General features: G+C 43.5%; 21 protein-coding genes. 18 read left to right on the top strand and 3 right to left on the bottom strand.

Going from position 1 to position 24159, the window contains the following annotated elements; translation table 11 throughout:
* Positions 1-55: 55 nt before the first annotated feature.
* Complete coding sequence (locus ACYUCY_RS10325) at positions 56-301, top strand: FAD assembly factor SdhE (RefSeq protein WP_460226405.1); 246 nt, start codon at positions 56-58, stop codon at positions 299-301.
* Complete coding sequence (locus ACYUCY_RS10320) at positions 298-687, top strand: protein YgfX (RefSeq protein WP_460226677.1); 390 nt, start codon at positions 298-300, stop codon at positions 685-687. Before ACYUCY_RS10325 ends, ACYUCY_RS10320 begins: the two co-directional genes overlap by 4 nt.
* 65 nt (positions 688-752) lie before the next feature.
* Here ACYUCY_RS10320 and nadB read toward each other — a convergent pair whose 3' ends face one another.
* Positions 753-2369: an L-aspartate oxidase gene (gene nadB, locus ACYUCY_RS10315; RefSeq protein WP_460226404.1), complete on the bottom strand. Its 1617-nt coding sequence runs from the start codon at positions 2367-2369 to the stop codon at positions 753-755.
* Between the two features lie 362 nt (positions 2370-2731).
* Here nadB and rpoE point away from each other — a divergent pair, with 362 nt between their 5' ends.
* The 11 genes from rpoE to recO all read left to right on the top strand — a co-directional run bounded on the left by rpoE (position 2732) and on the right by recO (position 13347).
* On the top strand, positions 2732-3334 hold the full coding sequence (gene rpoE / locus ACYUCY_RS10310) for an RNA polymerase sigma factor RpoE (RefSeq protein WP_460226403.1): 603 nt from the start codon (positions 2732-2734) through the stop codon (positions 3332-3334).
* Positions 3335-3605: 271 nt separating this feature from the next.
* A complete protein-coding gene (locus tag ACYUCY_RS10305; RefSeq protein ID WP_460226402.1) occupies positions 3606-4289 on the top strand; it encodes a sigma-E factor negative regulatory protein in 684 nt (227 codons plus the stop codon).
* A gap of 63 nt (positions 4290-4352) precedes the next feature.
* Positions 4353-5414: a MucB/RseB C-terminal domain-containing protein gene (locus ACYUCY_RS10300; RefSeq protein WP_460226401.1), complete on the top strand. Its 1062-nt coding sequence runs from the start codon at positions 4353-4355 to the stop codon at positions 5412-5414.
* 46 nt (positions 5415-5460) lie between these two features.
* Positions 5461-5919 carry a SoxR reducing system RseC family protein gene (locus ACYUCY_RS10295; RefSeq protein WP_460226400.1) on the top strand — a complete coding sequence of 153 codons (459 nt, stop codon included), beginning with the start codon at positions 5461-5463 and terminating at the stop codon, positions 5917-5919.
* 147 nt (positions 5920-6066) lie between these two features.
* Positions 6067-7464 carry a trypsin-like peptidase domain-containing protein gene (locus ACYUCY_RS10290; RefSeq protein ID WP_460226399.1) on the top strand — a complete coding sequence of 466 codons (1398 nt, stop codon included), beginning with the start codon at positions 6067-6069 and terminating at the stop codon, positions 7462-7464.
* 232 nt (positions 7465-7696) lie between these two features.
* Positions 7697-9496, top strand: a complete 1800-nt coding sequence (gene lepA, locus ACYUCY_RS10285; RefSeq protein WP_460226398.1) for a translation elongation factor 4 — start codon at positions 7697-7699, stop codon at positions 9494-9496.
* 68 nt (positions 9497-9564) lie between these two features.
* Positions 9565-10452 (top strand): signal peptidase I, encoded by an 888-nt coding sequence (gene lepB, locus ACYUCY_RS10280; protein ID WP_460226397.1) that lies wholly within the window; start codon positions 9565-9567, stop codon positions 10450-10452.
* Positions 10453-10556: 104 nt separating this feature from the next.
* Positions 10557-10970 carry a DUF4845 domain-containing protein gene (locus ACYUCY_RS10275; RefSeq protein WP_460226396.1) on the top strand — a complete coding sequence of 138 codons (414 nt, stop codon included), beginning with the start codon at positions 10557-10559 and terminating at the stop codon, positions 10968-10970.
* A complete protein-coding gene (gene rnc, locus ACYUCY_RS10270) occupies positions 10963-11664 on the top strand; it encodes a ribonuclease III (RefSeq protein WP_460226395.1) in 702 nt (233 codons plus the stop codon). The genes ACYUCY_RS10275 and rnc overlap by 8 nt, the downstream gene beginning before the upstream one ends.
* On the top strand, positions 11654-12562 hold the full coding sequence (gene era, locus ACYUCY_RS10265) for a GTPase Era (RefSeq protein WP_460226394.1): 909 nt from the start codon (positions 11654-11656) through the stop codon (positions 12560-12562). Before rnc ends, era begins: the two co-directional genes overlap by 11 nt.
* 71 nt (positions 12563-12633) lie before the next feature.
* On the top strand, positions 12634-13347 hold the full coding sequence (gene recO, locus ACYUCY_RS10260; protein WP_460226393.1) for a DNA repair protein RecO: 714 nt from the start codon (positions 12634-12636) through the stop codon (positions 13345-13347).
* 9 nt (positions 13348-13356) lie between these two features.
* Here recO and ACYUCY_RS10255 read toward each other — a convergent pair whose 3' ends face one another.
* Entirely contained in the window at positions 13357-16098 is a 2742-nt protein-coding gene (locus tag ACYUCY_RS10255; RefSeq protein ID WP_460226392.1) for a response regulator, read from the bottom strand.
* Between the two features lie 569 nt (positions 16099-16667).
* Between ACYUCY_RS10255 and cysM the strand changes: the two genes are divergently transcribed.
* The 3 genes from cysM (at position 16668) to mazG (ending at position 20774) form a co-directional block, all read left to right on the top strand.
* Positions 16668-17564, top strand: coding sequence for a cysteine synthase CysM (gene cysM, locus ACYUCY_RS10250; protein ID WP_460226391.1), 897 nt, complete (start codon positions 16668-16670; stop codon positions 17562-17564).
* Positions 17565-17610: 46 nt separating this feature from the next.
* The gene (gene relA / locus ACYUCY_RS10245; protein ID WP_460226390.1) at positions 17611-19854 is read left to right on the top strand and encodes a GTP diphosphokinase; all 2244 of its coding nucleotides are present in this window, start codon (positions 17611-17613) and stop codon (positions 19852-19854) included.
* A gap of 104 nt (positions 19855-19958) precedes the next feature.
* Entirely contained in the window at positions 19959-20774 is an 816-nt protein-coding gene (gene mazG / locus ACYUCY_RS10240) for a nucleoside triphosphate pyrophosphohydrolase (RefSeq protein ID WP_460226389.1), read from the top strand.
* A 57-nt stretch (positions 20775-20831) separates the two neighbouring features.
* Here mazG and ACYUCY_RS10235 read toward each other — a convergent pair whose 3' ends face one another.
* Positions 20832-21545 (bottom strand): hypothetical protein, encoded by a 714-nt coding sequence (locus ACYUCY_RS10235; protein WP_460226388.1) that lies wholly within the window; start codon positions 21543-21545, stop codon positions 20832-20834.
* Between the two features lie 465 nt (positions 21546-22010).
* Between ACYUCY_RS10235 and adk the strand changes: the two genes are divergently transcribed.
* Both adk and hemH read left to right on the top strand, forming a co-directional pair.
* Positions 22011-22664, top strand: coding sequence for an adenylate kinase (adk, locus tag ACYUCY_RS10230; RefSeq protein WP_460226387.1), 654 nt, complete (start codon positions 22011-22013; stop codon positions 22662-22664).
* Positions 22665-22746: 82 nt separating this feature from the next.
* A complete protein-coding gene (hemH, locus tag ACYUCY_RS10225; RefSeq protein WP_460226386.1) occupies positions 22747-23742 on the top strand; it encodes a ferrochelatase in 996 nt (331 codons plus the stop codon).
* Positions 23743-24159 lie beyond the last annotated feature (417 nt).

Genomic DNA, 24159 nt, shown 5'->3' with positions numbered 1-24159 from the left:
TGGGTTCAGGAGTCCTATATAATAGCGAACTTTGACAAACCTAGATGCATTTATTATGGAAAAAAATAAACTAATGTGGGCAAGCCGTCGCGGTATGCTCGAATTGGATTTGGTGCTGATGCCGTTTGTGGAAAACGTTTACCCGACGTTGGATCCTGAAAATCAGCAGCGGTATTGGCAATTGTTGGATCAAGAAGATCAAGATCTGTTCGCCTGGTTCTTAAAACGCACTGACCCAGAAGATTCTGAGTTGTTAAAAATAGTGAATATTATTCGAGATAATACCGGAGTGAAAAGCTGACTATTCATTTTCGATCTTCGTCGCGACTAAAAATATTTGTCGCTGTTATTCACGCTGTCGCTATAACCTTGGTCTGGTTTAGCTCATTGCCTTTGTGGTTTTGTGTTTTGGTCGACTTGTTGATTATTTGCCATGGTTTATATCTATTGCGGAAGCATTCGGCTGTTGGTGCATGTGCTTTGGTTTTTTTTGAAGGGGCTTGGTCGATGCTGGCGCAAGACAAAAAAATACCCCTAAACTTAGTGGGTGAGGCTTTTGTAAGCACCTTCTTAATTATTTTGCATTTTAAAACCGAACAAGGGAATTTATTTTGTCTTCACTTTTTAAACGATAACACGTCAAATGATGATCTGCGCAAACTCCGCGTATGTTTGAATCACGCTTAAATAGCCCTGTTGTTTCAGAAGTGCTTTATCCAAAGTAAAATTTCTCAAAAAACCAGCCATCATTATCATCCAACCACGATTTGTTGTGCAGCAAAGTTAGTTGGAACCAAAATTGTATCTTTAGCGACGTTCGAAAGTTCTGGGTAGTCCAGAGAATAATGTAAGCCTCTACTTTCTTTGCGTTCCATCGCCGAGCGGATAATTAATTCAGCAACTAAAGATAAGTTTCTCAATTCAATCCAATCGTTACCAATTTTATAATTGCTGTAATACTCAGCGATTTCTTTTTGCAGCAATTTAATACGGTGCGTTGCTCTTTCTAAACGCTTTTTCGTGCGAACGATACCAACGTAATCCCACATAAAGCGGCGTAATTCATCCCAATTATGAGAGATAACTACGTCTTCATCCGAATTTGTTACGCGGGATTCATCCCAACTGGGTGCGGGAGTCGATTCTGAAATCGTCGCAATATTTTCACTAATATGTTGCGCGGCAGATTGTGCAAACACGATACACTCGAGCAACGAATTGCTGGCAATTCGGTTCGCGCCGTGCAGTCCGGTAAAAGTGGTTTCGCCAATCGCATAGAGATTTAACAAATCTGTGCGACCATATTTGTCTACTACAATGCCTCCACAAGTGTAGTGCGCGGCGGGTACGACAGGAATTCGATCTTTGCAAATATCAATGCCGTATTCTAAGCAGCGGGCTTTAACTGTGGGGAAATGCTCGCTAATGAACTCTTCACTCTTGTGGCTAATGTCCAAATACAGGCAATCGCACCCTAGGCGTTTCATTTCGTGATCAATAGCGCGGGCAACGGTATCGCGAGGCGCAAGCTCGCCTCTTTCGTCAAAGCGATCCATGAAGCGAGTACCATCGGGTAGTGTTAGGTGCGCGCCTTCACCACGTAACGCTTCGGTTAATAAAAAAGATTTTGCTTTTGGGTGGTACAAACAGGTTGGATGAAATTGATTGAATTCCATGTTGGCGACGCGACACCCGCTTCTCCACGCCATTGCGATGCCGTCGCCGCTGGCGCCATCTGGATTGCTAGTATAAAGATAAACTTTGCTCGCGCCGCCCGTTGCAAGCACGACGGTTTTCGCTTGGAAAACTTTAATGTTATCTGCTTGTCGATCGAAAACGTAGGCGCCGGTGCAGCGCATTTTTTTGCTTGGCAGATCGGCTTGTGTGATTAAATCGATAGCAATGTGATGCTCGAATAAATCTACCGCGGAATTCTTAACTTGGTTGACTAAAGTATTTTCAACCGCTTGTCCCGTGGCGTCGGCGCTATGGATAATCCGGCGATGACTGTGTCCGCCTTCCTTGGTGAGATGAAAGTCGTCTTGATTGTTTTCATCGCGGGTAAATTCCACGCCCTGTTTAACCAGCCATTCGATCGCCGATCGACTGCGCTCGACCGTAAAGCGAACTGCATCTTCATGACACAAGCCGCGCCCAGAAGCCAATGTGTCCGCTACGTGGTCTTCCACCGAGTCTTCTGTGTCGAGAACCGCGGCGATTCCACCTTGGGCAAACCAAGTTGAGCCGTCTTGTAATTTCCCTTTACTGAGCACCGCGACTTTGCCGACTTTAGAAAGGCTAAGGGCTAGGGATAGGCCCGCAGCACCACTGCCAATGATTAATACGTCGTAACAGAAATCAGTAGTCATAAGGGAAAGTCTTGTTTTAAGGGTGGTTGGCCGCAAAGCAATAGATGGGTGGGAACTATAGAGCAGTTAATCGAGCGCTAGTATATACAACACTTTGGCGCTGTGGGAGGCTCTCTGGTATCGCTAGACACCTAAAATTTAGGCGAATATGTGATGACCCAAGAATTTATCCGAAGAAATAGCCTGAAGACCTGTCTATAGTCGCATTGTGAACTTATACTAAGCGTTTTTGTCTAGCACAGCGCACTTAAAAATCCGTATCAGGGTAAGCTTTGATCAGTCGCGAAAATCGATTTGAATCTAGTGGATAAAAAATCAAATATTTTAAGAGACACCGTAGTAGTGGTTTGGGGAGTAACTCGATGACAGCGCAATCTGCGCAGGAAACTGATCAGCAGTTGGTAGAGCGGGTTCAAAATGGAGACAAGCGAGCTTTTGATTTACTGGTTATTAAATACCAGCACAAAATACTCGCGATTGTGGGCCGCTATGTTAGGGACAATGGGGAAGTTCATGATGTCTCTCAAGAAGCATTTATTAAAGCCTATCGAGCCTTAAAAAATTTTCGTGGTGATAGTGCTTTTTATACTTGGCTCTATCGCATTGCGATTAACACCGCTAAAAATCATTTAGTCGCACGGAGCCGCAGGCCTCCTGCCAGCGATGTTGATATGGATGATGCTGAGTTTTATAGCGGTAGTGAGGTGTTGAAGGACCAGGAAACGCCGGAGAATTTGTTGTTTCGCGATGAGTTGGACGCTGTGATTAAGGCAACGATAGATGCTTTGCCTGAGGATTTAAAAACTGCAGTCACCCTTCGGGAGTTTGAAGGGCTTAGCTATGAAGAAATTGCGGAAGTGATGGACTGTCCAATGGGGACAGTCAGATCACGAATTTTCCGCGCGCGTGAAGCGATTGATAAACAAGTCCAGGTGTTAATGGATGGGATGGCGTCGATAAAATAGTTGACTGCTTCGCTAGGTTAAGTATTTTCGAGTTTTTTATCTGCCTCGGCCGAAACCAAGTCTATGAACTGTTGTCCTATTTGGCAGCTTAGTGCGGTGATGGTGGAGTAGTTCAACGAAATTGTTATCCCGTAAGGCGCTTAAAGCAGATGAGCGTGATAGTGTTGAGATGAAACTGTATTAAAATCAAAGAATTATCGAAGTTTTTACGGTTCAGTGAAATGCTGAATCGACTAAAATTAATGAACTGTGAATGAAGGCGAAATCTGGAATGTCGAATAGTCAAAATCTTTCCCCTCTTTTTGAATCATTGTCAGCCCTAGTTGATAATCAAGCGACAGAATTGGAATTACGACGCTTGTTGGGTGAATCAGAAAAGGATAGCGAAATTCGTTCCAAGTGGGCAAGACTACAATTGGCTCGCGCGGCTATGCAGGGCGAAAGTGTAAGCAAAGAACATTTAGGTTTTGCAGACTCGGTGCGCAATGCTGTTGCAGATATTGATTTTGAAGATAGCGCTGAGCTTATTGACAGCGCGAACTCTTCGAAGCCTTCTAACTCCCATCGCTGGAAAGCTCATACCGGCCGCTTCGCAATTGCGGCATCTGTAGCAGCAGTTGTTTTATTTTCTTCACAGCAATTTTCGTTATTGACGGCGGATTCAGCGTCGGGACGCGCAGATAATTTGGCTAGTGAAGAAGAGCCCACTCAGTTCATCAGTAATAATGCTATTATCCCCACGATTAATATCCAACCTGTTAGTAATCGGGCGCCACAGCAAACGAATCTTCCGCAGCAGGCTTATACGCAAAGTGCTCTCCAGCAGCAATTGCAAGATGAGTGGGTAAAAGAGCAAATACGCCAATTTATGCTCGAGCAAGCAGAAAATTCTTCACAAAACAATAGTACGGGTTTGTTGCCTTACGCTCGTGTTCCAGAAGACAACGTTAGGTAAATTTATCTGTATATTTATTTTCTATTGTTGGCTTTATTCAAATCAGAGTGGTTTTCGAATCAAGTGATACTTAGAAAAAAATCTGTTCAATCCCCAAAAATTGTTAATACCCCCTCTGTTTGTCAACGGTCATGTTTCGGCGGAAAAGTCTTTGTCTCGAAAATCAGTAAGGCTTTTTTATATTCGGCTGTTTTATCGCTATGCGCTGTTAATGCACTCGCCGCTGGAGATCTGGAAGAAAATGTTCAGAAAATCAGTGAGCTGTTTGGGAAAATGTCAGAAGCCGTGCGAGCGAAAAATTACAAGGGCTTGTTTACTTTTGAAGTCGGTGGCTCGCTCGATACCTATAAAATCGTTCACCGTGTGGCGAATGATATCGAAACTGAGCGTCTACAAAAACTAAATGGCCGGGAACGAGAAATTATTCGTTCCGGCCACAGTCCTGCTTGCTTAAGTCGAGGTGATCGCCTGCTGCGCGGTCTGCCCGTTACTTTAGAAGAGACGAAAAAACTATTATTAAATTATCGAGTTTACCTCGCTAGCGATGAACGTGTTGCGAATAGGATGGCTTATGTTGTCCACGTGATACCCGCTGATGGGCACCGTTATGGCTATACCTATGCGGTTGATAAGTTAACTAACTTGCCGCTTAAAATAATGTTGATTGGTGAAAACAAAAAAGTGTTAGAGCGTTTTCAATTCGTACAGTTGGAAGTTGGTGATATTGTCACTGAAGAAGATGTCTTGCCGCGTTCTCAAAATGTACTGTCGGCAAAGAATGATTTAATTAATTGCGACGAAGTGAAAACGGAAGAGTCCGAGTGGGTTGCACGTTGGATTCCCAACGGTTTTGTGTATTCTGGCCAGCGAACGACCGACAAAGGCGATGCTGTGTTGATGTTCACAGATGGCTTGGCGAGTTTTTCAATTTTTGTCAGTCGGCAAAATGGGTTGGCAATGCAGGGAAGAGCTCAAACCGGTGCTACAGTTGCCTATGTTGAGCACCGTGTTTGGGATAAAAAGCCATTCAGTGTTTATGTTGTTGGTCAGATTCCACTGGCGACATCAAGGCAGATTGCTGCGAGTTTAGAAAAAGTTTCCCTCGCAGCGGCTGTGAAGCCGTGATGAAAAATAGATAAAATTGGTTCAACTTAAGTTTATCGAGTAGTAAATGTTAAAAGAAACTGGGCGAATAGTTGCAATTGATACTGACTGGGTTTGGGTTGAAACGATCAGTCAGTCTTCTTGCGGGAGTTGCTCGGCGCAAAAAGGTTGCGGCCAAAGTCTATTGGCGAAATGGGCGTCTAAAAATAGTTATATAAAGGTTTTGCTTAACGGGCGCGATTCGAGCTCATTTAAGGTTAATGATTCAGTATCAATAGCGATTCCAGAAAATGTTATCGTCTTTGCATCTTTACTGCTCTATTTATTGCCTATCGTCCTAATGCTGGTTGGTGGCGTCCTTGGCCAGTATTTATTTAACAGTGAAGTTATATCGATTCTTGGTGCAATCGTTGGATTGTTGTGTGGTGGTATCGCCGTGAAAATTTATTCGGTCTTATCGAGTCGCGATAAAAATGCACAGCCGGTCATAATTGATATTGTTTCGAGCCACGAGCGTTTAGTTTAATTATTCAATATTGTGATGCGGAAATTTTCCCTGGTTTTTGATCTTATGTGATCAATGTTTAATGCCTAAAATTGAATGTGTCAGTTGTTTTTTGAGTTTTCACACCCATACCATTAACCCTTGGGTGTTTTTAGTGAGGTTGTATCCATGAAATCAAATAGATCTTTTTTTATCGTTTTAATCAGTATGTTGGTATCAGTATCGGCTGTTTCTAGAGAGCTTCCTGATTTCACGGGCCTGATTGAAAAAGCTTCCCCCGCCGTTGTTAAAATTACTACGGTGTCGACAGTAAGCAATGTCGGTCAAAGAAGTCCATTTGGAAATCAGCAGGATGTTCCAGATTTCTTAAGGCGCTATTTTGATCAGGAGCAGGTGCCCGAACGTGAAGCCCGCGGTTTAGGTTCCGGTTTTTTTATTTCGGACGACGGTTACGTGTTAACGAATAATCATGTAGTCGATGGTGCAGACGAAATTACTGTGCGAACAATCGATCGTCGTGAATTCGAAGCTAAGGTCATCGGTACTGATCCAAGATCCGATTTGGCGTTGCTAAAAGTCGATGGAAAAAAACTGCCTTATTTGAAATTTTCTGATTCCAGTCGCTTAAAAGCGGGGGAGTGGGTAGTTGCAATCGGTTCTCCTTTCGGCATGGATTTCTCTGCCAGCCAAGGAATTGTTAGCGCGATAGGGCGAAGTATCCAAGATGGTAGTAGCGGTAATTACGTGCCATTTATTCAAACTGACGTCGCCATCAACCCGGGAAATTCTGGCGGACCACTGTTTAATTTAGACGGTGAGGTTGTTGGAATTAACTCGCAAATTTTTACCCGGTCCGGTGGCTATATGGGCTTGTCGTTTGCAATTCCGTCAGACACTGCGGTTGGAGTAGTAGAGCAGTTGCGTAACAAGGGCCGTGTTGATCGTGGTTATCTCGGTGTTGGAATAGAGGATGTCAGCAAAGAACAAGCGGCTGCATTGGGTTTGAAGAAAGCACGTGGCGCTTTGGTAATGTCTTTGCTCCCCGATGGTCCAGCGGGAAAGTCAGGTATTAAACCTCTAGACGTGATAATCCAATTTAACGGCATTGATATTATTGAATCCACTGATTTGCCTTTAGCAGTCGGCAACACCGTTCCTGGGACAAAAGTTCCGGTGGTCATTATGCGAGAAAGGAAAGAGCGCAAAATTGAAATTGAAGTGGGTACTTTACCTGGTAGCCGAGAGCTTGCAGGCGGGCCTGCACCAACGCCACAAGCGGTTTCTCCGGGCGATCGATTAGGTTTGGTCGTTGAAGGGCTTGGAGATATACCTGAAGAGCTACAGGTCTCTGGTGGTGTTTTGGTGAGTAAAGTCGCTCCGGATAGCGCTGCGGCGAAAGCAGGTTTGGTACTTGGCGATATCATCGTTCAGATCAACTTTAACGATATTACCGATGTGAGCAGTTATGAAAAATTGGTAGCAGAATTACCTGCAGGTGAAGCGCTACCCATTCGCTTTTTTCGCAATGGAAGACCCATGTTTAACCCGATAACGATAGAAGAATAGTTGGGTTTTACTGTAAAAATGGATCAGCCTATTCGCTTACCTTGTAGCAATAAGTTGATCCATTTTGTTGTAGATTTTAACTTATCCACCAATCCACCCTTCATTACTCCTCGTACCTAGACTTACTTGATAATTAGCGCTGCCAACCGAGCTTCAAATAAGGTAGACTGGGCGACTTTTTACACTCTCAAGTTCCCTTTAACCCATTGATTTTCAACAAGTTTGGTAGCAAGTGACAGACCTAAGCCACATTCGTAATTTTTCAATTATCGCCCATATAGACCATGGTAAATCCACCATCGCGGACCGTTTCATCCAACATTGCGGCGGTTTAGCCGATCGCGAGATGGCGGCGCAGGTTTTGGACTCGATGGATATTGAGCGAGAGCGCGGAATTACTATCAAAGCGCAGAGTGTTCATCTCCCTTATACAGCTCGCGATGGTAAAACCTATCAGTTAAATTTTATTGATACGCCTGGGCATGTGGATTTCTCTTACGAGGTGTCTCGATCTTTGGCGGCCTGTGAAGGGGCGTTACTGGTTGTAGATGCTGCACAAGGAGTAGAGGCACAGTCGGTTGCCAATTGTTATACCGCGATAGAGCAAGGTTTAGAAGTTATTCCGGTGTTGAATAAAATGGATTTACCGCAAGCGGAACCGGAACGTGTCGCGCAAGAAATTGAAGATATTATTGGTATCGATGCCTCTGAGGCAGTTCACTGTAGTGCCAAATCTGGTATGGGTATTGAGGACGTGTTGGAGCAATTGGTGAAGCTCGTGCCCGCGCCAACGGGTGATGTTGATGCGCCGTTGCAGGCGCTAATTATTGATTCCTGGTTTGATAACTATCTAGGCGTGGTTTCTTTAGTGCGGGTCAGAAATGGCTGTCTAAAAGTTAAAGATAAAATCGTCACCAAATCTATTGGTAAAGCCCATGTTGTAGACAGTGTAGGGGTTTTCACTCCGAAGCTGCAAAAAACAAAACAGATTAGTGCCGGTGAAGTGGGTTTTGTGGTTGCTGGCATTAAGGATATTCACGGCGCGCCAGTAGGCGACACTTTGACCCATAGCAACACCACGGACATCGCCAGCGTTCCAGGATTTAAAAAAGTTAAGCCACAAGTGTATGCCGGCATGTTTCCAGTAACATCGGATGATTATGAGAGTTTTCGCGAGGCATTGAGTAAGCTAACCCTGAATGACGCTTCACTGTACTACGAACCAGAAAGTTCCGATGCGCTTGGCTTTGGGTTTCGCTGCGGATTTCTCGGCATGCTGCATATGGAGATCATTCAGGAAAGATTGGAGCGAGAATACGATCTTGATTTAATTACTACGGCACCGACTGTTATTTATGAAGTGCTGCTGAACAACGACGAGCTGGTTCATGTCGACAATCCTTCGAAGTTGCCTGATTTAGGCCGGATTGTGGAGATGAGAGAGCCTATAGTCGAGGCAAATATCCTGGTGCCACAAAACTATCTGGGTCCCGTCATCACCTTGTGTATTGAAAAACGTGGCGTTCAGAAAGATCTGCAATACGTTGGTGGTCAGGTATCGCTGAAATATCTGTTGCCGATGAATGAAGTGGTAATGGACTTTTTTGATCGCCTAAAATCTGTGAGTCGAGGCTTCGCATCTTTGGATTATAACTTTGTACATTTCCAAGAAGCGAAACTGGTTCGTCTCGACGTCTTAATTAATGCTGAGCGCGTTGACGCATTAGCGCTAATCGTTCATCGCGATCATGCCCAGTCGAAAGGCCGCTCTTTGGTGGAGAAAATGAAAGAGCTTATTCCTCGACAGATGTTCGATGTGGCGATTCAGGCGGCAATCGGCGGCAATATTGTAAGTCGCTCTACCGTAAAAGCTTTAAGAAAGAATGTTACAGCGAAATGTTACGGTGGAGATATTACACGCAAGAAGAAGCTTCTAGAAAAACAGAAAGCGGGTAAAAAACGTATGAAACAAGTTGGTAATGTGGAAATACCCCAAGAAGCTTTTCTTGCGGTTTTAAAAGTCGATAGTTAGTGTATTAATTTTATTTAAAATTAATCCTCGGTATTGAGGATTGAAGAGACAAAGAGAAGAACGAAAACATGGATATTAATTTTCCACTTATTTTAGTGATTGCGGTATTTTTTACCGGGTTGGTTGCCATTTTCGACTGGATTTTTTTAGCTAAAAAGCGACGTCAATCTTTGGACGTCATCAAAAAACAGTTTACTGGCGTTGACTTAACTGAAGAAAAGAAGAAAGCCGCCTACGACACCGCCTGTGCCGTGGCAAAGCAAGAGCCGGTGGTTGTTGAATATTCAAAATCGTTTTTTCCGGTTTTGGCGATAGTATTAGTGCTGCGTTCGTTTATCGTTGAGCCCTTTCAGATCCCGTCGGAATCGATGGTACCTACCTTAGAGGTGGGAGATTTTATTTTGGTGAATAAGTTTACCTATGGAATCCGACTCCCTGTTATCAGAACTAAAGTCATTGATATCAATCTGCCAAAACGTGGTGATGTGATGGTGTTTTTCCCTCCTCACGAAACGCGTTACTTTATAAAACGCGTTATCGGCTTGCCCGGAGACACGGTGAAAATTGATCGGGGTGAGCTATATATCAATGGTGCCTTGGTGGAGCAAAAATTTAAAGAACGTGAAGAAGCTCTCAAAATTGGCGAAGATTGTTACGGGCCGAATGAGCATTATCAGGTATTGGAAGAGCAACTTGGTGACAAGACTCATATAATGCGTAAATGTTCAGTTCCTGGGCGGCTTAGCCAGCGCGGAGAGTGGAAGGTTCCGGAAGGCCATTATTTTATGATGGGCGATAACCGGGATAATAGTTCCGATAGTCGAGCATGGGAAAGCTATGGCGTTACAGCAACGGTTCCGGAAGAGCGCATTGTTGGTAAAGCCTTTGGTATTTGGATGCACTGGGAAAAGTTGCTGAGCTTGCCTAGTTTTAGTAGGGTTGGCAAAATTCAGTGATTCTTGTTTCTCGCTAATAAATTACTCAAGAATTGTAGGGCACGGCTAAGCATGGCGCTTATGTATTGGTCTCGGAGAATCTTGTAGAAAGCAGGAGTACATTTATGAAAGCTTTTCGTAAACAATTAGGTTTGACGTATTTGGGTATACTCGTTTTGTTGCTGTCCGTTGCTGGCGTTATCTGGGTGGCATTTAAAGTGGCGCCACCTTATTTTAATAATCGTTTTGTCACTGATGCACTTTCAACTTTGGCGGATTATGAGGACGCAGACGGTGGTATTGAAGGGTTAAGTAATTCTGATATTCGCTCGCATTTAAGGAAATATTTCTCGGTTAATAATATGCGTGACGAGTCGATTCAGAACATTGAGATTGATCGCCAAAGAAACAAATTTATAGTTAAGATGAATTATGAAATTCGAGAACCATTTTTCGAGAATATAGACATCGTATTTGTATTTAAAAACGAATTTGATAGCTCCCGTCCACACGAGTGTTGCGATCCTGTCAGTGAATAACAAACTCCAACAGTCTACGCAGCATCAACGTCTCCTTCGGTTGCTGGGTTATACGTTTAAACGCCCAGAACTCTTTCAACAAGCATTAACACATCGAAGTTCCGCTAGCGAAAATAACGAGCGCCTAGAGTTTTTAGGTGACTCTTTGTTGAATACAATTATTGCTGAAGCACTGTATGAAAAATTTCCTGAAATGCGAGAAGGTCAGCTTAGTCGCTTACGCTCCCAATTGGTAAAGGGGGATACTTTAGCGAAGATAGCTTTGGACTTTGAAATCGGCGAGTGTTTATTATTAGGGGAAGGCGAGCTAAAGAGTGGTGGGTTTCGTCGTAAATCAATTTTGGCAGATACAGTTGAAGCGCTGATTGCTGCAATTTATCTAGATAGTGATTTTGTACAATGTCGGGATCGTGTTTTAGCATGGTTCGCCGATAGACTAAACGCGGTAAGCCTTGAAAGCTCGGGAAAAGATTCGAAGTCATCCTTACAAGAGTGGTTACAAGCCAAAGGCGAGCCCTTGCCGGTTTATTCCGTTACGCATGTCGAAGGTCAATCTCACGAACAATCGTTTACTGTGAGTTGCGAAGTGAGCGTGCTGAAACTACCGGTTGTCGCTGTGGGTACGAGTCGCCAGCAAGCCGAAAAGAAAGCTGCTGAACAAGTGCTAAAAGTGATTCAAAAAGATGGAAAATAGCGAGTCGGCAAACGTAAAGCGTTGCGGCTATGTGGCTATTGTTGGTCGCCCTAACGTCGGCAAGTCTACCTTGTTAAATCATTTGCTTGGTCAGAAGCTGAGTATAACCTCCCGTAAGCCGCAAACCACTCGGCATAATTTTCTAGGAATTGATACGCAGGGATCTGTTCAAACGATTTATGTTGATACGCCAGGTCAGCACTCTGGTCAAAAGAAAGCAATTAACCGTTACATGAATCGATCAGCATTGTCGGCAATGATGGATGTGGATGTCGTCGTTTTTGTCTTAGATAAAACAGCATGGAAAGAAGAAGACGCGATGATTGCTGAACAACTCAAGAAATGTAAAAGTCCGATTATTCTCGCCATCAATAAAATTGATCAAATCGCTAAGAAAGATTCGCTACTACCTTATTTACAGAAAATATCTACAAAAGTACAGGTGGCAGAAATTATTCCATTGTCAGCATTGCAAAACGATAACTTGGATCGTTTGAAATCTCTGATAGCAAACTACTTGCCAGAAGGCGAACATATTTTCGAAGAGACGGAGGTGACTGATCGTAGCTTGCGGTTTTTAGCGGCCGAAATCATTCGCGAGAAAGTCACTCGTCAATTGGGCGATGAGCTACCGTATGAATCCACCGTCGAAATTGAAGCGTTTGAAGATGGTGAACATACAACATTTATTACTGCTGCGATTTTGGTAGAGCGTAATGGCCAGAAAAACATTTTGATTGGCGATGGTGGATCTCGAATTAAGTCAATTGGGCAAGCCGCAAGAATTGAAATTGAAGAGCTTGCTGAACGAAAGGTTATGTTAAAGCTTTGGGTGAAAGTAAAATCTGGTTGGTCTGATGATGATCGGGCACTCCGCAGTCTTGGTTACGACGGTTAAGCTCAAAAATAAACGAATTTACTGAATAGTCTACTCTTGATCCTGGCCCATCGATATTTTGAAACTTCATTATGAGAGTTCATTTACAGCCAGCCTATATACTCCATACTCGCCCTTATAGAGACTCCAGTGTAATTGTCGACGTTTTATCTCAAGACTACGGCAGATTATCTGTGCTTGCAAAAGGCCAACGTCAGTCATCTACTAAAAATCGTAAGCCTCTGCAGCCCTTTGCTGAGTTAAATTTATCTTGGCAGGGTGAGCGAGAACTTAAGTTTTTAGTCGATTCAGAGTTTCGAAGAGTAACGCCTTCATTGACTGGCGTACGTTTATATAGCGGCATGTATGTTAATGAATTACTGATGCGCTTGTTGGTACAGGGAGATGAATGCCCAGAAATTTTCCATCTTTATCAAAAATTATTAAACGAATTGGGACGGGAAATGCCGGTGGAATCTTGTCTGCGCTCATTCGAAATACAGTTGTTAGATCAGTTGGGATATGGCGTGGATTTTTTTAATGAATCAGATTCAGGTCGAATGATAGAGGCAGAAAAATTTTATAGTTTTGAGATTGAGACGGGTTTTAATATTGTTGAATTAAGGGGGTCACAATCACCGAAAAGTAATTACTTTCTGGGTGAAGATTTGTTAGCGATTGCCCATCATGATTTTTCAAGTGATCAAGTCAGAAAAAGCGCGAAGCGATTTATGCGCTTAGCACTTGCTCCTCACATTGGTAGTAAGCCTTTACAAAGCAGGGCGTTGTTTCAGAAGCCAAGTTAGAATTTTATTCTAGGTTTGCTTTTCTTCCACAAAGAGTATTTCTAAGTCGTGCTCATTCGCCCAGTTTTCCAACTGCGTAATTGCATCCAGTAGCACGCCCATTGGGTGATGAATCATATCGTAATGTTTCTTTCTCAATAGCTCATCAAGTTTTGCGCTAGCGGCCTTAAGTTTAGGTACTCCACAATAGCTGGCCCCACCATGTAGTTGATGAACAACCTCTTCTAGCTCAGCCATATTCTGTTTTTTGAAACTGTTGCTGATGGTTGTCGCAGTTTCGGGTAAGGATTCTATGAGCATCGTAAGCATATCTTTAGCGAGCCTAGGCAGGTTGTTGCTCAACTCTATACTTAACGCAATGTCGACTGGTTCATTAGTTGCTGGAATTAAGGTAGAAGATCTTAGCTGATCAGCTGAACTTTGGTTGTCTGAATCTGAGGGTTTTGCTTGATGATTATTTTTTACGTTTATTTGTGTCCACCTGCGAATAACGTGGGCAATCTGTCCTTCGCTTACCGGTTTAGTTAAATAGTCATCCAAGCCTGCCAAAAGCAATTCCGTCTTTTGGTCTGTCATTGCGTGCGCTGTTAGCGCGACTACTGGTGTTCTTTGTTCATCTTGTTCATGTAGTCGAATACGTCGAGTGGTTTCTAAGCCATCGATTCCTGGCATTTGTATGTCCATGAAGATTAAATCGAATTTATTTTTTTCGTGGTGATCTAACGCTTCCATGCCATTTTTCGCCAACACGACTTTTGCTCCCAATCCTTTTAGTAGTTCTCCTATGAGTTGTAAATTAGCTGGGTTGTCGTCGACCGCAAGGATGTGTGGGCTGATATCGCCAATAAACTTCTCTTTATTAGACTTTTGAATTTTCTCAATAATTGCGGATGTGTCCTGAGGGCTAGAAAAGGTGCGATTTAGTATTTCATAAAGTTCTTCGTGCGCGACAGGTTTGTCGAGAAAAATTCCGTCATCTTCCAAATACTCCTCATCGATATCCGTTTGAAGTTCATGACGAGACAAAGTAATTAAATAAATTGAGGGGAGTTGTTGAAGCTTCTCACGAACGTTATTTAGTTGTGCTCCGGCGTTCTTTTCATGATCGTCACAGCCCCAAATAACACATTGCCGCGCCGCATTTTTAGGGTTCGACGTGTGTGCATTAAGAAACTCTTCCGGATTGGAAATGTTTGTATAGGTCATTCGCCAATAGGCAAATAGAGACTCCAGGTGCTCCAAGGTTACTTTATCTTTTGTATAAACAAATGCATGTTGACCAACTAACTTATCCGGCTTAGGGAGCTGGGAGATGGTTTGATCTAAGCCAAATTTAGCGGTAAACCAAAATACCGTTTCTTCGTCCGGAACACTATCTAATCCGATTTCACCGGCCATTCGCTCTACCAAACGTTTCGCGATTGCTAATCCTAGCCCAATACCACCTTGTTCACGGGTATTGGAAGAGTCCGCTTGGGAAAACACCTGAAATAGGCGTTGTTGTTTTTCCGCATCGATACCTACGCCACAATCGCTGACGGTAAACCGCAATTTGGCGGTATAGCCATCGTTCGCCTCTTCTTTTACACGAACGATCACGTGCCCATTGTTCGAAAATTTAATCGCGTTATTAACAAGGTTTGAAATTATTTGTCGTAGGCGTTGAGGGTCGCCAAGTAAGTGAAGAGGGGTGTCTGGGTCAATAATAGGGACCAGTTGTAAATTCTTTTCTAGGCCGTTTGGAGTGAGTATCTGCAAGGTTTCTTCGACTAAGCCACGTAAGTTAATTGGCGAATAATCCAGAGTTAAATGATCTGTTTCGAGTTTGGAGACGTCGAGGATATCGTTAATAGCGGTAAGCAGCCCCTGAGAAGATTTTTTTATCGTATGAAGATAATTTTTCTGTTGGCCATTGAGTTTGGTTTTTAACAATAGACCGGCAAAACCAATGATTCCATTGATAGGTGTTCTGATCTCGTGACTCGTATTGGCAAGAAATTCGGACTTCGCGCGATTTGCTTCAATCGCTTGTTTTCGCGCCAAGCTCAGTTCTATGTTTTGAGTTTCGATTTTGTCGAGTGTTTGTTGGAGATCGCGAGTTGCGTCATCAGCATTAGTTTGCAATTCATTTTGTTCGGCACGCAGATGAGCGGCGGTTTTGTTAAGCAAGTGTGCTGTTCTTGACATCGATGAATTTGGTGGTAACTCAACATCTATATCGAGATTCCCAGATGATAGTTGCTCTAAGGCCGATTCGAGTTTTTTCCTCGGTTCACTGAACATTCGCCACAGGAGCAGCGAGGTGAGACTGCCGAAAACTAAAACGATAATTGAGATCGATAGTATTGCAAGGGCCAGCTCGTACTTTTGTTCGCGTAATGTGGAATGACTTAATTCAACAATAATCCAGCCTTTTGTTTGCTTGGGGTTTTCAATGCGGCTGTTAATTTCTTTGGGGATAACTATTGGGTGAATAAAAACTGAGGAGTCTTCATTGTCTATTCGCTGTTTGCTTAGGTTGAATAGTAAGTTGCGGGCTTCTATCTCGAATTGGGGTGGTACACCTAAAATATCAGGACCGTTTTTAACAATAGTGAACTGTTCATTGTTAAGTATTTCGATCGAACGTACAGAAGGTAAATTAATGGTTGTGACCGATAGTGCAGCGAGCTCATTCTTCACTGCACTGAGATCTTTATTCTCAGAAGAATCGACAAGGGCTTGCGCCATCAAGGCGGATTGTGAGGCCAATGAACTGCCTTGAACGTTCAGATTCTCATGGATTCTTTGTGAGTACATACTAAGCATTATGAAGGCGATCAAGGCAACGCATAATGCGAAGGGAATAATACAGACCAGAAAAAACCTAAGGTTGAAATGGATTTTATTGATTAGCGTATTGAATACAGACATGTTGTGAGAAAGTCATTGGCATTTTTGTGTGCAGTTTAATATGTATGCAGGTTTTTATCAGCTGTCGATTTGATGTAATGAGCAGCTTATCCTCAAATAAGCGTATGCGCGCATAAAATCCTCTCATACGCTGCTTTAAAATGCTCTCTAGGCCCAATTTTTGCTGTGTTCGAATCAGAGCGATGCAGAACGAAAACTGTGTAAATGTTCGAGTTGGCTTTACTGTCGATGATATTGCAGGTTAGGAGCTTTTCGCCCTTAAATGTTTGACATGTTAGAATGAGCGGCTTTTTTGGTCTTTAACTAAATTCACCCAAGTCGCCGCTCAAGCTATTTATATTGAAGGTGATGGGCTGAACTTAAATGTAGTTCTTTGATTTTAGCGACGGATATCGCACAGGTAGGTTATGACAAAAGCACCAACTATAGAGTCGTGTATTGGGAATACGCCCCTGGTACGTTTACAACGTCTACCTGGAGACACTAATAATCAGTTATTGGTGAAACTGGAGGGGAATAATCCGGCGGGTTCAGTGAAAGACAGGCCGGCTTTGTCGATGATAGCCCGGGCAGAAGATCGTGGTGATATAAAGCCCGGAGATACTCTGATTGAGGCAACCAGTGGCAACACTGGGATTGCTTTGGCGATGGTAGCTGCCATTAAAGGTTACAAGCTAAAGCTGATCATGCCGAATAACGCCACCTTGGAGCGTAAAGCAGCGATGGCCGCGTATGGGGCCGAATTGATTGAGGTTACGAAAGAGCAAGGCATGGAAGGTGCAAGGGACCTCGCGAAATCCATGGCGGCAAACGGCGAGGGTATAGTGTTAGATCAGTTCGGGAATGTTGATAATTCGCTAGCGCATTATGAAACTACTGGCCCAGAAATTTGGCAGCAAAGCGGAGGAAAGGTCACGCATTTCGTCAGTTCCATGGGTACCACGGGCACCATAATGGGCGTATCGCGTTTTCTGAAAGAACGCAATCAATCCATTCAAATAATTGGTTTACAGCCTGAGGAAGGTGCCAGCATCCCCGGAATTCGACGCTGGCCTAGAGAATATTTACCCAGTATTTTTGATGAATCTCGAGTAGATGAAATTGTGAATATGACGCAGATACTTGCCGAAAAAACCGCGCGTGATCTTGCGCAAGTCGAAGGTATTTTTTGTGGCGTCTCCTCTGGTGGCGCCGTCGCCGCCGCACTTGAATTAAGTAAAAAACTTGAAAACGCCGTTATCGTCGCCATTGTTTGTGATCGCGGTGACCGCTATCTTTCTTCGGGTTTGTTCGACCCACAATAATTTATATCCAGGCTAAAACAGATCTCAGACAGGTTTTGATACTGATATGGTAACAGTCAGAAAAGATCACCCATTAGCAGAAGACGGCGAAATCGATCTAGACGCGTGGATAGATCGTATTTCTTCGCAAGTTGAATTTAAAAACGATGCCCGCCAAAGCCTTAAAAAGGCGCTTCAATTGAGCTTAAAAACTGCAAGGGAACAAAGTGATACTGAAAATAGTTGGGCGGATGGCAGTTGTAGTTTTCGCACTGGTCTTGAAATGGCTGAGATCCTCGCCGAATTACAACTTGATGTAGACACGCTTATTTCCGCTGTTTTATATCGCGCGGTTCGAGAAAACAAATTACCTTTAACTGTTGTCACTAAAGAATTTGGCGCTGACGTCGGCGCGATGGTCAAAGGTGTGTTGCGTATGGCAGCAATTAGCCAAATGCGAAACGATTCTGATGCTGACGTATTTGGCCGTCATTCTGAAGAGCAAACGGGCAACGTAAGAAAAATGTTGGTCGCTATGGTTGATGATGTGAGAGTCGCCTTAGTTAAGTTAGCTGAACGGACTTGTGCCATTCGCGCGGTTAAAAATAGCAAACCTGAAAAAAAACGAAAAGTTGCAAGAGAAGTTGCAGACGTCTATGCGCCCTTGGCCCACCGGCTTGGAATTGGCCACATAAAGTGGGAGTTAGAAGATCTTTCTTTCCGTTATCTTGAGCCGGATGACTATAAGCAAATTGCTAAGTTACTTGATGAAAAACGACTTGATAGGCAAGGCTATATTGATAAGGTGATTGCAACCTTACATAAAGATTTAAAATCAGTTTCGATTAATGCTGATATCTCCGGTCGCGCAAAACATATTTATAGTATTTGGCGCAAGATGCGCCGTAAAGACATCGGGTTTTCTCAAGTTTATGACATTCGCGCTGTAAGAATTCTAGTGCCTACGGTGCGAGATTGTTACGGTGTATTAGGCGTCGTTCATAGTTTGTGGCGAAATATTCCCAACGAATTTGATGATTACATTGCGTCGCCGAAAGAAAATGGTTATCGCTCATTGCACACGGCGGTAATTGGCCCCGAAGGAAAGGTATTGGAAGTGCAAATCCGTACATTCTCGATGCATGAAGAAGCGGAGTACGGGGTTTGTTCTCATTGGCGTTACAAAGGTACGGACGTCGATGGCTCATTGGGCAGTTACGATGCCAAGATTGCTTGGTTACGCCAGGTTCTAGAGTGGCACGATGAATTGGGGGGTGGGAATCTTGAGGCCGATTTATCTGGAGGTTTTGAACAAGACTCCATATACGTTTTTACTCCTGATGGCCATATCATCGATTTGCCTGAAGGTTCGACGCCGGTCGATTTTGCATATCGTATTCATACAGATGTTGGCAATCGCTGTCGTGGCGCAAAAGTAAATGGGCGAATCGTTCCTCTGAATCATCAGTTGCAAACCGCCGATCAAGTTTCAGTGCTAACCAGCAAACGAGAAGCGCCAAGCCGAGATTGGCTATCACCCGCTTTAGGTTATATCAATACCGCTCGGGCACGGGCAAAGGTTCAGCAATGGTTTAAGTTACAAGCACGAGATCAAAACATCGCTGATGGGCGAGCATTACTCGACAAAGAATTTAAACGCTTGGCGTTGACGGAATTTGATTTCGAAAAGCTCGCAAAAAAACTAAATATGTCCAATCTTGAAACCTTGTACGCCGCCGTCGGCGCTAACGACATAGGCGTCGGTCATGTTATTAATGCAGCGCAGCGAATGCTTCCCGTTGATAATAATAATCTAGCGATACCTTTGACAGGCCGTGCGAAGGTACACCAAAGCGGTTCTGATGTTTATATCGAAGGTGTCGGCAACTTACTAACGAATATTGCTCGTTGTTGTGGGCCAGTTCCAGGTGATGAAATCGTTGGATATATTACTTTAGGTAAAGGTGTGTCGGTGCACCGAAAGGACTGCCGAAATATTTTAAAATTTCGCGAGCAAGATTCTAAGCGCATTATCCAGGTCGAATGGGGCCAGGCACCAGAAAATACCTACACGGTTTCGATCGAGATCGAAGCTTATGACCGCTATGGTCTATTGCGAGATGTTACGTCTTTGCTCGACTCTGAAAGAATCAATGTCAGCGCTATGCAAACTGTATCCGACAAAAATAAAAATACTGTGGATATGGTGATAAAAACGGAAGTGCGTGGTTATAGTGAGTTGAGCCGTGTCTTAGCGCGACTCAACCAACTTCCGAATGTAGCCAGCGCACGGCGCAAACACGAACTATAAATTTATTGTAAGGTCTGGTGTTTTCCACAACCGGTACCTTAAACACTAAATCGTTGTTATACACTCAATCGATAAGCCTCTTTTAATTTAATACGAGTAGCGACATGAATAAGCCTGGTGAACGAGCAATTGATAAATTACTCGTGGTGATGAAGCGCTTGCGAGACCCGAACACTGGTTGCCCCTGGGATGTAGAACAAACCTACGCGAGCATCGCGCCTTCTACCATCGAAGAAGCCTACGAGGTGGTGGATGCGATTGAAAAAGAGGACTTTGATCATCTGCGTGAGGAGCTGGGAGATTTACTATTTCAAGTCGTTTTCTATGCGCAACTTGGTAGTGAAGATGGGCGGTTTAATTTTAATGATATAGCCTCAGTTCTGACCGATAAATTGATTCGGCGTCATCCCCACGTTTTTCCGGGAGGGCAACTTGAAGGTTCAGCACAGATCTCAAAGATGTCGGAAGGTGAGGTGAAAGCGCAGTGGGAACTAATCAAACAAGAAGAGAGAAAAGATAAGGGGCAGGAGGGGGTACTTCAAGATATCCCCGCTTCTTTACCGGCCGTTGCTCGAGCTGCGAAGTTACAAAAACGGGCGTCGTCGATAGGATTTGACTGGCCCGACTACCAAGGCGCCTTGGATAAAGTGCGAGAAGAATTGGACGAACTACAACAAGCTATAGATTCGCAAGATGAGTCGGCTATTAACGAAGAACTTGGTGATACGCTTTTTAGTTTAGTTAACGTGAGTCGACATCTAAAAGTCGATCCTGAAAGAGCGTTGCGGAACACCAATAGAAAATTTACCGATCGTTTCAATTTTATTGAAGCTCAGCTGAGATTGGACGGGCTAAGTCCAGAACAGGCTTCTCTTGAGCAAATGGATTTATTGTGGGAGCAAGCCAAAACTTGTAAGTAACTATTTGATATAGCTACTTGCAAGTCATTATTTATTGGCTTTGGGAATGAAAGTGGTTTATCGAGTTACGCGCTGACCGACTTTGTGCTTATTGTTTTGGGAGTGTCCTGGTGATGAGGAATGGCTCGGATTACTACTGTTTGGATTGCTGCCGTTTGGATTATTCCCTGCATTCGATTCGCCAATATTAGGCGAAGTTGATTGATGTTTTTGGTCAGTGTTTTTAGCTGTGGTTGACGAGGTGACGTTGGGCTTAGCTTTGTCTTCACTGGTTTTTTCCGTGCTCGCTACAGCATTTTTCTCGCCATCAAGTTCCATTGCTAATTGTAAGCGCTGACGGACATCGACAGTTTCTTTAAGATTTTGCATGAGCTCGGTGATTTGCTGGTTGCGCTGAGTAATTTGCTCTTGCAGGCTTTTGATTTCACCCTCGATTTTTTTATGCTGATTGCGAATACGCTCTTCTTTTACATTAGCATCATCGATAATATCCGCGACTTTAATATTAGTGGATTCGAGCGTCTTCTTAACGACTGTGACAACTGTATCGTTGTTATCTCTAGGCAAAGCCTTCATCAGTTCAATGGCATCTTCGATGCTATAACCCGCTTTTTTTATAACGGTAGGGTTACTCGGCTTATTGAAATCTAATTTGGCATCATTGCTAGTAAAAACGTCTTCATTTAAGTCGGTGCTAGTGGGGAGTGCGGCCTCGTCAAAATCTTCGGTACTTGCTTGATCTGCGTCACCGCTGCGTTGAAAAAATTTCATGTCTATAACTCCTCAATTAGAGCCACTGAGTATAGCAGGCGATTTCAAATGTGATTTGACACACTTCTTGGTTTTGAGGTGAATTTCACGATTTTGAAGGCCTTGGAGTAACAGCCAGAAGGGATGACATAAGGGGCGGCTAAAAATGCCGCAAACGTTCGTTTTTAGGTAGTCCACGTTTTATATCTGTCGCTTAAGCGCTACAATGATCGACAATTGATCAGGCGGTTGTACTGGCAGAAGCGGGCGTGTATCGTTGCGCCTTTTTTTGTGGCCGATTCTCAGAGCTATAATTGCCAGTGTTGCAGAACTCGATCACAGGAGCCGACTCAACTGAAGATGAGGGCTTCGACTTCTACAGCCTGACTAGAATCAGTAGATATCAAGTTCAAAACCCTGGGTTAGGTTCAGGCTGTTAATTAGTAATTTTACTTTCGAACATTATATTAGAGGAGTAAGGCATCGATGCGCGTCATTCTTTTGGGGGCCCCCGGAGCCGGTAAAGGCACACAAGCACAACACATTATGAATCATTATGGGATTCCTCAAATATCCACTGGGGATATGTTAAGAGCGGCCGTAAAAGCTGGAACCGAACTAGGTATCAAGGCGAAAGGAATTATGGAGTCTGGTGCCTTGATGCCGGACGATCTAATAATCGATATCGTCAAAGCGCGAATTATTGAAGCCGATTGTGATAATGGTTTTCTTTTTGATGGCTTTCCCAGAACCATTCCACAAGCTGAAGCGCTGTTAGAATCAGGTGTTGATATTGATCATGTCATCGAGATTCATGTAGATGACGAAGAAATTGTTCAGCGCTTAAGTGGTCGACGGGTGCACGAGGCTTCAGGGCGTGTTTATCACTTACAGCATCAACCACCTAAGAATCCTGGCGTTGATGACGAAACAGGTGAAAGCTTAGTTCAGCGTGAAGATGACAAAGAAGAGACTGTTCGCAAACGATTAACAATCTATCATGATCAAACTGAACCGTTGGTAGAGTTTTACAAAGATCTTATTGCGCAACATCACCCTGCGGCGCCTCGTTATTCACAAATAGCGGGTGTTGGTGATGTCGACTCCATTCGTCAGCGCGTTTTCGAAGTGCTTGGTTAAGTTGTTCGATTAGCTAAGTTCTTTTTTGTTGAAAATATCAATTTACCAATGGGCGACTGTAAGATTGTAAGCGGGGAATACTGTGCTAGATAAGTCCAAAAAATGGGGCGTCATTATAATGAATTTAGGCACCCTCTCCGCGCCTACCAAAGCGGGTTATCGCGCCTTCATAAAAGAATTTCTCAGTGACCCACGTGTTGTGGAAATTCCTCGTATCGCCTGGTGGCCCATTCTCAATTTATTCATCTTGCCTTTTCGTCCTGCAAAAATCATTGGAGGCTATGAAAAGATTTGGGATGAAACTAAGGGCTTTCCGCTCACTTATATTACTCAATCCCAAAGCGAAAAATTACAATCGAAACTCCAGCTTCAATTAGGCAAGAGTGCGCCGACGGTGACTTATGCGATGACTTATGGTCAACCTAAGCTAGCGGAAAGAGTAAACGAATTAAAACAATCTGGTGTTGAAAAGATTTTCGTCCTACCGCTATATCCACAATATTCCGCTACGACTACGGCCTCTATTTATGATCAATACTCCCAGTTGATCTCAGAGTCGCGAGATATCCCAGATATCAGCATTAACAAAAGTTACTATCAACGCGATGACTATATAGAAGCGCTAGTAGATTCAATTCGTAGTTATCGGCAAGATAACGGCGCTTCGGAGCGTTTACTTTTATCTTTCCACGGTATTCCGAAACGCTGTGTGGATCTAGGTGATCCTTATTTTAAACACTGTGAAGCAACGGCCAATGCAGTTGCGGCTGGTTTAAATCTCCGAGATGATGAGTGGGGAATTAGTTTTCAATCTCGATTAGGTAAAGCGACTTGGTTACAACCCTATACCTTTGACGTATTACAAAAATGGGGAAAAGACGGCATAAAAACCGTTGATGTAGCCTGCCCAGCGTTTGCAGCGGATTGTTTGGAAACCCTCGAAGAAATTGCATTTGAAGGAAAAGAAGTATTCTTAGAGGCACAAGGAGAAAACCTCCGGTTAATTCCTTGTTTGAACGACAGCGATATTCATATCGAAGTGCTGGCGAATATAGTTCGACAGCGGCTTGGCCATTGATCCTTATCAATAACTATTCACCGCTGTAATCACAAATCTCATCCGAATTGATCCCTTCTGAGCAGATCTGCTCTACATTCAAACCCTGCAAACATATCGGCAATGCTCTCCGTGAATCCATGATTATTGCTGAGAGTTTTCACCAATATCCTTATCCGTCATATTCCAGAACCGAAAAATTAAAGAAAAACAGTATCGCTAAATTCGAGCGCTAAAGTTTTAAATAGCTTGGGTCAAATAGGGTTTCGTTATTAAAAAGCGACGATGGTCGGAAATCTTCCAGTTTTCATTTGGTTTATTTCGCAGAGGGCGAATGAACGCTGTGAACATATAAATAGTAAAACGTTAACGTTAATGAATGACCAAAGGGATAAATAGGCGGTTTAAAGTTTGAAAATGACTTTTGCTCAAGTATCA

This window comes from Aurantivibrio infirmus (assembly GCF_054767315.1).
The sequence above is the reverse complement of the archived record's forward strand: the minus strand, read 5'-3'. Positions and strand labels throughout refer to the sequence as shown.

Excerpts from the sequence above, each read along its gene's own strand:
- mazG (WP_460226389.1), top strand. The coding sequence starts at position 19,959 with ATGAATAAGCCTGGTGAACGAGCAATTGATAAATTACTCGTGGTGATG.
- adk (WP_460226387.1), top strand. The coding sequence starts at position 22,011 with ATGCGCGTCATTCTTTTGGGGGCCCCCGGAGCCGGTAAAGGCACACAA.
- recO (WP_460226393.1), top strand. The coding sequence starts at position 12,634 with ATGAGAGTTCATTTACAGCCAGCCTATATACTCCATACTCGCCCTTAT.
- ACYUCY_RS10325 (WP_460226405.1), top strand. The coding sequence starts at position 56 with ATGGAAAAAAATAAACTAATGTGGGCAAGCCGTCGCGGTATGCTCGAA.
- lepB (WP_460226397.1), top strand. The coding sequence starts at position 9,565 with ATGGATATTAATTTTCCACTTATTTTAGTGATTGCGGTATTTTTTACC.
- ACYUCY_RS10275 (WP_460226396.1), top strand. The coding sequence starts at position 10,557 with ATGAAAGCTTTTCGTAAACAATTAGGTTTGACGTATTTGGGTATACTC.
- nadB (WP_460226404.1), bottom strand. The coding sequence starts at position 2,369 with ATGACTACTGATTTCTGTTACGACGTATTAATCATTGGCAGTGGTGCT.
- era (WP_460226394.1), top strand. The coding sequence starts at position 11,654 with ATGGAAAATAGCGAGTCGGCAAACGTAAAGCGTTGCGGCTATGTGGCT.
- cysM (WP_460226391.1), top strand. The coding sequence starts at position 16,668 with ATGACAAAAGCACCAACTATAGAGTCGTGTATTGGGAATACGCCCCTG.
- ACYUCY_RS10235 (WP_460226388.1), bottom strand. The coding sequence starts at position 21,545 with ATGAAATTTTTTCAACGCAGCGGTGACGCAGATCAAGCAAGTACCGAA.
- ACYUCY_RS10305 (WP_460226402.1), top strand. The coding sequence starts at position 3,606 with ATGTCGAATAGTCAAAATCTTTCCCCTCTTTTTGAATCATTGTCAGCC.
- ACYUCY_RS10290 (WP_460226399.1), top strand. The coding sequence starts at position 6,067 with ATGAAATCAAATAGATCTTTTTTTATCGTTTTAATCAGTATGTTGGTA.
- ACYUCY_RS10295 (WP_460226400.1), top strand. The coding sequence starts at position 5,461 with ATGTTAAAAGAAACTGGGCGAATAGTTGCAATTGATACTGACTGGGTT.
- rpoE (WP_460226403.1), top strand. The coding sequence starts at position 2,732 with ATGACAGCGCAATCTGCGCAGGAAACTGATCAGCAGTTGGTAGAGCGG.
- relA (WP_460226390.1), top strand. The coding sequence starts at position 17,611 with ATGGTAACAGTCAGAAAAGATCACCCATTAGCAGAAGACGGCGAAATC.